This is a genomic window from Streptomyces sp. NPDC059169, assembly GCF_042755225.1.
Lineage (GTDB): Bacteria > Actinomycetota > Actinomycetes > Streptomycetales > Streptomycetaceae > Streptomyces.
The window spans coordinates 161,735-171,547 of the sequence record NZ_JBHZCF010000012.1; the positions used below are offsets into that span (position 1 = coordinate 161,735).

Sequence of the window (9,813 nt, forward strand, 5' to 3'; positions counted from 1 at the left end):
ACGCCTCCTCCGTTGAATTGATTCGACTCTCCATGCTTGATATAATCATTGTCAATATTGATTGAATCAATACGTGTACGGTGTTCTCATGACGGATCACGCAGCGGACGAGGAACGGCTGACCACGCGTCAGGCAGCCGAAAGGCTCGGCGTCAAGCCCGAAACCGTGTACGCGTACGTCAGCCGCGGACAGCTCTCCAGCCGCCGCGGCTCCTCGGGGCGGGGCAGCACGTTCGACGCCAAGGAGGTCGACGCCCTCCTCCGCAGGAACCGGAGGGAAGCCGCCCCGGCCAGCGACGTCATCCAGCGGATCCGTACGGACATCACCCTGATCGACAAGGACCGCTACTACTTCCGCGGCGTCGACGCGACCGAACTCGCCCGCACCTACCGCTACGAGGAGATCGCCGACTGGCTCTGGACCGGCACCCTGCGGCCCGGCACCCGGTTCACCGCCCCTCCCCCGATGCTCGCCGCCGCCCGTCGTGCCGTCGAGGCGCTCCCGTCGCACAGCAGCCCGACGGACCGTCTGCGGGTGGCAGCGATCGCCGCCGCGGTCACCGACCCGCTCCGCTTCGACCTCAGCGGCGACGCGGTGCTCGGCAGCGCCCGCTCACTGATCCCGACCCTGGTCGACGCACTCCCCCAGGCCGGTCAGACGCACCGGGGCGAAGGAACGCTGGCCTGGCGGTTGTGGTCCCGGCTCACCGCCGCCCGCCCGGACGACGCCTCACTGCGGGCCTTCGACATGGCGCTCTCCCTGCTGATCGACCACGACCTCGCTGCATCGACTCTCGCCGTCCGGGTCGCGGCATCGGCACGCGCCCATCCCTACGCCGTGGTCTCGGCGGGCCTCGGCGCGCTGGACGGCCCCCTGCACGGGGCAGCGAGCGGTCTCGCCCACCGGATGCTCGTCGAGGTGCTGGAGCGCGGCAGCGCGGCCGCAGTCGTCGCGGACCACCTGCGGGCGGGCCGCCGGGTGCCGGGACTCGGGCACCGTCTCTACCCGGGCCGCGACCCGCGGGCCGAGGCCCTGTTCACGGCGCTCGCGGACGTCCCCGGGGCCGCTCCGGCGCTGGAGGCCGCGCGTGACGTCGAGGACACCACCGCGCGTCACGTCCCCCTCCACGCCAACGTGGACCTCGCGCTGGCCGTGCTGTCGGTGTCCTCCGGGATGCTCGCCGAGGCGGGCGAGACCGTGTTCGCCGTGGCACGCACGGCGGGCTGGATCGCGCATGCACGGGAGGAGTACGAGGAGCGCCCGCTGCGGATGCGCCCCAGTGGCCAGTACGGTGGGCCCCGCCCGCCGCGTCCGCTGCCCTGAACCGAGCGGACCTCCGCGCCCCGGCGCCTGGCCGGGGCACGGCCGGCACCCCGGACCTGCCCAAGCGGCGCTCCCCGCCCACCGCGAAGCCCATCCGCAGGGTGCTCCTCGACCCAGAAGCCGCCCTGTCCGCCCGGGAGGTCGCCGAACGTGCGGGCGTGCGCCGGCAGACGGCGCAGCGCTCCCCGTAGCTCCTGGAGCGCTCGGGCCGGGTCCAGCTCTCCCTGCGGTACGTCGGGACGGGCCGTATGCGTGGGCGGAGGGCCGGGGCGCACCGTGGAAACGCCACTCGCAGGCCGTCCGAGGCCGGCAGCTCTGTGCTCGCCGTTCATACCGCGCCGGCACCCGTCAGCGCCCGGACCTCCGTCTCGGCGTGCTTGGCGTCGTCCGGTGCCTCGGGGGAGGTGACGGTGCCGATCCATCCCGCGAGGAACCCCAGGGGAATGGAAACCACTCCCGGGTTCTGGAGCGGGAAGACGTGGAAGTCCGCCCCCGGGAACAGGGCTTCGGGGCTGCCGGACACCACAGGCGAGACCAGCACCAGAAGAACCGCCGGAACGAGACCGCCGTAGACCGACCACACGGCACCGCGGGTGGTGAACTGCCGCCAGAACAGCGAGTACAGGAGCACCGGCAGATTGGCCGAGGCGGCGACGGCGAAGGCCAGGCCCACCAGGAAGGCCACGTTCAGGTCGCGGGCGAGCAGGCCGAGCCCGATCGCGGTCACCCCGATGCCCGCCGCGGCGATCCGCGCCACGGCGACCTCGCTGTGGTGCTTGGTGTGACGGCGCTTGAGCGAGGCGTACAGGTCGTGGGCGACCGAAGCCGAGGAGGCGAGAGTGATCCCGGCGACGACCGCCAGGATCGTCGCGAAGGCCACCGCCGCCACGACGGCGAAGAGCACCGTGCCCCCGGTCGAGCCCGCACCCCCGCCGAGTTCGAGCGCGAGCAGGGGAACCGCCGTGTTCCCCGCGGCGTTCGACGCGCGCACCTCCTGCGTGCCCAGGAGCGCGGCGGCGCCGAAGCCGAGCACGATCGTCATCAGGTAGAAGCTGCCGATGAGGCCGATGGCCCAGACGACCGAACGTCGGGCGGCACGCGCGGTCGGCACGGTATAGAAGCGGGACAGAATGTGCGGCAGCCCGGCCGTGCCGAGAACGAGCGCCAGCCCCAGACTGATGAAGTCCAGACGCGCCGTCCAGTCAGCGCCGTAGCGCAGTCCGGGCGAGAGGAAGGCCGTGCCGTGACCGCTCTGCCCGGCGGCCGCCGTGAGCAGTTGGTTGAAGTCGCCGTGGAAACGTGCAAGTACGAGTCCGGTGAGCGCGATCGCACCCGCCATCAGCAGTACGGCCTTGACGATCTGGATCCAGGTGGTGGCGCGCATCCCGCCCAGCGACACGTAGACCACCATCAGGGCGCCGACCCCGATCACGGTCCAGGAGCGTGCGGCCCCGCTCGTCCCTCCGACCAGCAGGGCGACCAGGCTCCCGGCGCCGACCATCTGCGCCACCAGGTAGAGGACCGAGACCGCCACCGAGGACGTGCCCGCGGCGATGCGGACCGGGCGTTCACTCATCCGGGCCGCGACGACGTCGGCGAGCGTGAACCTACCGCAGTTGCGGACCAGTTCGGCGACGAGCAGCAGGACCACCAGCCAGGCCACCAGGAAGCCCACCGAGTAGAGCATCCCGTCGTAGCCGTAGAGCGCGATGAGCCCGGAGATGCCGAGGAAGGACGCGGCGGACATGTAGTCCCCGGCGATGGCGAAACCGTTCTCTATGGGCGAGAACAGCCGTCCGCCCGCGTAGAACTCCTCGGCCGAGCCGTGCCGGTTGCGGCTGACCCAGGTGGTGATCCCGAGAGTGACGGCGATGAACGCGCTGAAAAGCAGCAGCGCCAGGGTGTGGTTGCCGCTCAACGCCCGCTCCCCCGCTCCGCCCCGGCGTCGCGCGTCGGCTCCTCTCCCCGTGTGCGGTCGAACACCGTCCACCGCAGGTCCAACGCCGCCCGGTCCCTGCACAACCGGGCGTGCCTGGCGTACGCCCAGGTCAGCAGGAACGTGGTGAGGAACTGCCCGAGTCCGGCCAGCATCGCCACGTTGACCGCACCGGCGACCGTCCTCGCCATGAGCCCGGGCGCGGCGGTGGCTGCGACGACATAGGCGACGTACCAAACGAAGAAGGCGAGGCTGGCGGGGACCACGAACCGCCGATAGCGGCTGCGCACTTCCTGGAAGGCGGCACTGCGCTGCACTTCCAGGTAGACGTCCGCGGCCCGGCGGTGCGCCTGCGGGCACCCGGCGCCCAGGGGGGACGGGGTGGCGGGTATGCCCGCCCCGTCCAACTCGCCCCAGCCGGAGGCCAGCACGTCGTACCAGGGGTCGTCGATGCCTGTAGCCCCGGTGTCCCGGCCTTGCTTCGTCTCCACGCTCAGTTCTCCTTGTCAGCGACGCCTTTCGGTCGCGTGCCCAAGAATGGACAGAACGGGGACTTCCCGGACTCTTCTCTTGTTCTCTTCACCCCATTAGGTGACGGATGCTGTGCTTCCGCGTCAGAGGGACGGGTATCAGGCGTCAATGCGCGAGCGGTCCAGCGTCGCCGCGGAACTGGTGATGAACTCCTTGCGCGGAGCGACCTCATTGCCCATCAGCAGATCGAAGACCTGCTCCGCGGCCTCCAGGTCACCGATGTTGATCCGGCGCAACGTGCGGTGCCTCGGGTCCATCGTGGTCTCCGCCAACTGGTCGGCGTCCATCTCGCCGAGACCCTTGTAGCGCTGGATGGAGTCCTTGAACCGGATGCCCTTGCGCTGGAACTCCAACAGCGTGGAGCGCAGTTCGTTGTCCGAGTACGTGTAGACGTACTTGTCCTGCCCCCTCTTGGGCTGAATCAGCTCGATCCGGTGCAGCGGCGGCACCGCCGCGAAGACGCGGCCCGCCTCGACCATCGGCCGCATGTAGCGCTGGAAGAGCGTGAGCAGCAGGCAACGGATGTGTGCACCGTCGACGTCGGCGTCGACCAGGAGGACGATCTTGCCGTACCGAGCCGCGTCGATGTCGAAGGTACGACCCGAACCCGCCCCTATGACCTGGATGATCGCCCCGCACTCGGCGTTCTTGAGCATGTCGGAGACGGACGACTTCTGGACGTTGAGGATCTTGCCTCGGATCGGCAGCAGCGCCTGGAACTCGGAGTTCCGGGCGAGCTTCGCCGTACCGAGCGCCGAGTCCCCCTCGACGATGAAGAGTTCGCTCCGCTCGACGTCGTCGCTGCGGCAGTCGGCGAGCTTGGCCGGCAACGAGGACGACTCCAACGCCGTCTTCCTGCGCTGTGCCTCCTTGTGCTGGCGGGCCGCGATGCGCGTGCGGGCGGCGGCGACAGCCTTCTCCAGCACGGCCCGGGCCTGGGCCTTGGCGTCGCGCTTGGTCGACGTCAGGAACGCCTTGAGCTCCTTCGCCACGACGTTGGCGACGATGCGGTTGGCGGCGGAGGTGCCGAGGACCTCCTTGGTCTGGCCCTCGAACTGCGGCTCCGCGAGCCGGACGGTCACGACCGCGGTCATGCCCTCCAGCGCGTCGTCCTTGACGATGTCGTCCTCGGCGACGCGCAGCAGCTTGGTCGAGCGCAGCACCTCGTTGACGGTCTTGGTGACGGACCGTTCGAAACCAGTGACGTGCGTACCGCCCTTGGGGGTCGCGATGATGTTGACGAAGGACTTGATCGTGGTGTCGTAGCCGGTCCCCCAACGCAGCGCGATGTCGACGGCGAGGTCACGGGTGACCTCCGTCGGCGTCATGTGGCCGCGGTCGTCGAGGACCGGGACGGTCTCCTTGAACGTGCCGTTCCCGGTCAGCCGAAGGACGTCGCAGACGGCCTTGTCCTGGGCGAGGTACTCACAGAATTCACTGATGCCACCGTCGAAGTGGAAGGTCTCCTGCGACGTGCCCTCGCCCTCGAGGCCCCGCTCGTCGCGGACGACGATCGTCAGGCCCGGCACCAGGAAGGCGGTCTGGCGTGCACGCTGGTGGAGCGTCTCCAGGGAGAGCTTGGCGTCCTTCAGGAAGATCTGGCGGTCCGCCCAGTAGCGGACACGCGTGCCGGTGCGGGTCTTGGGGACGCGCTTACCCTTGATCAGCCCGTTGGCCGGGTCGAACGGGGCGTCGGGGCCGGACTCGGTGAAGATGCCGGGCACACCGCGCCGGAAGCTGATCGAGTGCGTCGCACTACCGCGGTCGACCTCGACGTCGAGGCGGGCCGACAGGGCGTTGACGACGGAGGCGCCCACGCCGTGGAGACCACCGGACGCAGCGTACGAACCACCGCCGAACTTTCCGCCGGCGTGCAGCTTGGTCATCACGACCTCGACGCCGGAGAGCCCGGTCTTCGGCTCGACGTCCACGGGGATGCCCCGCCCGTTGTCCCGGACCTCGACCGAGCTGTCGTCGTGGAGGATCACTTCGATGTGGTCGCAGTAGCCGCCGAGCGCCTCGTCCACCGAGTTGTCGATGATCTCCCACAGGCAGTGCATCAGCCCGCGGCTGTCAGTCGACCCGATGTACATGCCGGGGCGCTTGCGGACCGCTTCGAGCCCTTCGAGAACGAGCAGATGCCGCGCGGTGTAGTTGGAACCGTCACGGTCTGCGGTCAGCAGCGCACTCGACGGCACTGACGTTTCGGCGGTCACGCGGTTCGCTCCTCGCTGAATTTGAATGTGGCCCTGTGGGGGTAGAGGCCCGGCGTCGGTCGCCCGGTCAGAGGGTACCGAGGCCTGGTAGAGCCGATGTAACGCCACCCTCATGATTCCTCATGCTAGTCCAGAGTCGCATAACTGTTCGATCCCTCGTTGGAGTGACGCGCACATCACGTTCCCTTCCAGGCATGAACCATTTAGGCTCCGGGCACGTCCTCATGAACAACCGGCAACCCAGCCGGAGGACCTGATGAAACAAGCAAGCCAAGCGAAACCGTAAAGCGAAGCAATACGGCACATTCGCCGCCAACCGGCAGCAGACAGCCGCCTCGACTGGAAGTTTCGAGGGAAAGGCACGAGCGGGAACGTTTTCGGCCTGGTTGGATGTTGACCCTGGTACGACAGCTCGTCGAGCTAGAGAAGAGGCGACGTGACTACTGTTCTGACCCCCGCGAGCCCGCTGACGGCCGCTGACCGCTGCGACCGCTGCGGCGCCCAGGCGTATCTGCGCGTCGTTCTGACCAGTGGCGGTGAACTGCTCTTCTGCGCCCACCACGGGCGCAAGTTCGAGCCGGAACTCAAGAAGATCGCCGCAGAGATACAGGATGAGACGGACCGACTGACGGCTGCACCGGCCAGCGCCGGCGACGACGAACGCTGACCTTCTCATCCATACGACGAGCTACGGGACCGGTTCAGGACCGGCCGACGGGCGGCTACCTCTCCAAGGAGGCAGCCGCCCGTTCTCGTTGCCGTAAGCGCCCGGTGCCCGATCGTGCCGCCTTCGACTCCCGAGCCCGCAACCACTGCGGCGACCACCCTGTCACCGCGCCCTCGCGGACGGTGCCGGTGTTCCTCCGCCTCAGCGAGTGCGCCCCATCGAGGCGAGCACCGAGGAAACCCGGGTGTAGACCCCCGGACTCTCCGAACGGCCGCAACCGCTGCCCCACGAGACGATGCCGATCAGACGGCCCCGCGCCACGAGTGGGCCCCCACTGTCCCCCTGGCACGCATCGCGCCCGCCGGCGTCACCGGCGCACACCATCGTGGACGCCACGTACCGGCCGCCCGCGCCGCCCGGATAGGCGCGCGCACACACATCGTCGGACAGCACGCGCACGGACGCCGAACGCAGGTCGTAGGCGTACGTGGCCATCCCCGTCGTGTCGCCCCACCCGTAGACCGTTGCGGCGGTGCCCGGCGCGTACGCCGCATCACCGTTACCCGCCGTCGCGATCGCGTGACTCACGGGGAGCGCGTTCGCGAGGGTGAGCACCGCGAGGTCGGCGGAACTCGTGTTGGGGTCGTAGCCGGGCGCGATCCGCACACTGCGCACGGGCACCTCCTGGCCGCCGGGGCTGCGTAGGTCCGTTCGCCCGGCGATCACACGCAGGTCGGTGATCTGCCTCACGTCCGAACCGAGCACCTCCCGGCTGAGGCAGTGCGCCGCGGTCAGCACCTTCGTGGGCGCCACCAGCACACCACCGCAGAACTGCCCGGCCCGCGTACCTCCGAACCGGTCACGGCTGGACAGCGCGACCACCCAGGGGCTCTCACCGGCGGCCACCGGCGTTCCCCCGATGACGACGCTGTCGGCCAGCGCCGGGGCCGCCGCGGAAACCGCCACCAGGACCGTGGCCGCGGCCGCTGCCACGGCTGCCGTCAGTGCTCGGGTGATAGGACGTCGCATGCGGTCTCCTGACTCTCCGGTGGAATCCGTGTACTCAGAGTCAGGCACCGCGCCGCGGGCTGCACCCGCACGACATGCAGAGGGCCCGTCTCCCGGGGGAAACGGGCCCTCTTACGAGCGACGCTGGGTGCGATATCAGTCCAGGTAGTCGCGGAGCACCTGGGACCGCGACGGGTGCCGCAGCTTCGACATCGTCTTGGACTCGATCTGACGGATCCGCTCACGGGTCACGCCGTAGACCTTGCCGATCTCGTCCAGCGTCTTCGGCTGACCGTCGGTGAGCCCGAAGCGCATGGAGACGACGCCCGCCTCGCGCTCGGACAGCGTGTCGAGCACCGAGTGGAGCTGCTCCTGCAACAGCGTGAAGCTGACCGCGTCGGCCGGGACGACCGCCTCCGAGTCCTCGATCAGGTCACCGAACTCGCTGTCGCCGTCCTCACCCAGCGGGGTGTGCAGCGAGATCGGCTCGCGGCCGTACTTCTGGACCTCGATGACCTTCTCCGGGGTCATGTCGAGCTCCTTGGCCAGCTCCTCCGGGGTGGGCTCGCGACCCAGGTCCTGGAGCATCTGGCGCTGCACACGAGCGAGCTTGTTGATGACCTCGACCATGTGCACCGGGATACGGATGGTGCGCGCCTGATCGGCCATGGCGCGGGTGATCGCCTGCCGGATCCACCAGGTCGCGTACGTGGAGAACTTGTAGCCCTTGGTGTAGTCGAACTTCTCGACCGCACGGATCAGACCGAGGTTGCCCTCCTGGATCAGGTCCAGGAAGAGCATGCCTCGACCCGTGTAGCGCTTCGCGAGCGAGACGACCAGACGGAGGTTGGCCTCCAGCAGGTGGTTCTTGGCGCGGCGCCCGTCCTCGGCGATGATCTCCAGCTCGCGCTTGAGCTTCGGGGCGAGCTTGTCGGAGTTGGCCAGCTTGTCTTCGGCGAACAGGCCCGCCTCGATCCGCTTGGCCAGCTCGACCTCCTGCTCGGCATTGAGCAGGGGGACCTTGCCGATCTGCTTGAGGTAGTCCTTGACCGGGTCGGCCGTGGCACCGGCAGCGGCGACCTGCTGCGCGGGGGCGTCGTCCTCGTCTTCGTCGGAGAGTACGAAACCGGCGCTCTCGGCGCCCTCGGGCTCGTCGGCACCGGCCTTGCCGGCCTGGGCCTCGTCGAGCACTTCCTCGCCTTCGAGGATCTCTTCGGCGTCCTTCTTGGTGGCGGTCTTCTTGGCCGCCGTCTTCTTGGCGGCGGTCTTCTTGGCCGCCGTCGTCTTCTTGGCCGCGCTCTTCTTCGCGGCCGCCTTCTTCGCGGGCGCAGCGGTCTCGTCCGCCTCGGACACCGCGACCTCGTCGGACGTGGCCGTCGGTGCTGCGCCGCCGGCCGCGACGGTCTTCGCCGCGGTCGTCCTGGTCGCGACGGACTTGGTGGCGGTGCGCTTTGCCGGGCTCTTCGCTGCGACGCTCTTGCGGGTGCGCTTCGGCGACTCCGCGGCACTGACCATCAGCGTCACACCCTCTTCCTCGAGGATCTGATTGAGGCTGCGCAGAACATTCTTCCACTGGGTTGGCGGAATCTGGTCAGCCTCGAAGGCCCGACGCACGTCATCGCCGGCGATCTGCCCATCAGCCTTTCCCCGCTCGATGAGCGCCATCACAGACTCGGACTCGGCGATCTCCGGCGGGAGCGTACGGGATGTGCTGGCCGACACGAACAACCTCTCGGAACGATGGGAAACGGCTTCCGGCCCCGCCCATGATCGGACCGGAGCCGACGTCCGCCGGCTGGGGATGCGCCGGCAACGCGGGCTGAGCCTCGGAAGGACACAGCGCCGTGAACGGCGTCTGCATTCCCTCCTCGACTGTCACCTCTTAGGTCATCGCACTGTTTCGAGGAGTGTTACGCCCAATCCGCGTGGCCCGAGTCACACCTCATTTGCGACTAAACGACCAGATGGTGAATTCTATCCGTTATCACCTCCACGATCGTGGGGTGGGGGGAGGGGAAAGGGGGGGAGAAGAAAAAAAAGAAACCAAAAAAAAAAAAAAGAAAGGGGGGGCAACGGATCGCTCCGCGGAGAAAAAAGGGAGTCCCTCCCCGGCAACACACAAAGAAATGAG

Annotated in this window: 7 protein-coding genes; 2 read left to right on the forward strand and 5 right to left on the reverse strand. The window is 68.6% G+C overall.

Going from position 1 to position 9,813, the window contains the following annotated elements:
• Positions 1–88 precede the first annotated feature (88 nt).
• The gene (locus ACFXOM_RS22755) at positions 89–1,324 is read left to right on the forward strand and encodes a citrate synthase (protein ID WP_384938386.1); all 1,236 of its coding nucleotides are present in this window, start codon (positions 89–91) and stop codon (positions 1,322–1,324) included.
• 328 nt (positions 1,325–1,652) lie between these two features.
• Here the strand turns inward: ACFXOM_RS22755 and ACFXOM_RS22760 are convergent, their stop codons facing one another.
• The 3 genes from ACFXOM_RS22760 to ACFXOM_RS22770 all read right to left on the reverse strand — a co-directional run bounded on the left by ACFXOM_RS22760 (position 1,653) and on the right by ACFXOM_RS22770 (position 6,007).
• Entirely contained in the window at positions 1,653–3,242 is a 1,590-nt protein-coding gene (locus ACFXOM_RS22760) for a cation acetate symporter (protein WP_384938384.1), read from the reverse strand.
• Positions 3,239–3,751, reverse strand: coding sequence for a DUF485 domain-containing protein (locus tag ACFXOM_RS22765; RefSeq protein ID WP_385038998.1), 513 nt, complete (start codon positions 3,749–3,751; stop codon positions 3,239–3,241). Before ACFXOM_RS22765 ends, ACFXOM_RS22760 begins: the two co-directional genes overlap by 4 nt.
• A 138-nt stretch (positions 3,752–3,889) precedes the next feature.
• Positions 3,890–6,007, reverse strand: a complete 2,118-nt coding sequence (locus ACFXOM_RS22770) for a type IIA DNA topoisomerase subunit B (RefSeq protein WP_384938380.1) — start codon at positions 6,005–6,007, stop codon at positions 3,890–3,892.
• A 436-nt stretch (positions 6,008–6,443) separates the two neighbouring features.
• On the opposite strand from ACFXOM_RS22770, the gene ACFXOM_RS22775 reads away from it, so the two are divergent.
• On the forward strand, positions 6,444–6,674 hold the full coding sequence (locus ACFXOM_RS22775) for a hypothetical protein (protein WP_384938378.1): 231 nt from the start codon (positions 6,444–6,446) through the stop codon (positions 6,672–6,674).
• Between the two features lie 201 nt (positions 6,675–6,875).
• Here ACFXOM_RS22775 and ACFXOM_RS22780 read toward each other — a convergent pair whose 3' ends face one another.
• Positions 6,876–7,703 carry a serine protease gene (locus ACFXOM_RS22780; RefSeq protein WP_385039001.1) on the reverse strand — a complete coding sequence of 276 codons (828 nt, stop codon included), beginning with the start codon at positions 7,701–7,703 and terminating at the stop codon, positions 6,876–6,878.
• Between the two features lie 135 nt (positions 7,704–7,838).
• Positions 7,839–9,404, reverse strand: a complete 1,566-nt coding sequence (locus ACFXOM_RS22785; protein WP_384938374.1) for an RNA polymerase sigma factor — start codon at positions 9,402–9,404, stop codon at positions 7,839–7,841.
• Between the last annotated feature and the right edge of the window lie 409 nt (positions 9,405–9,813).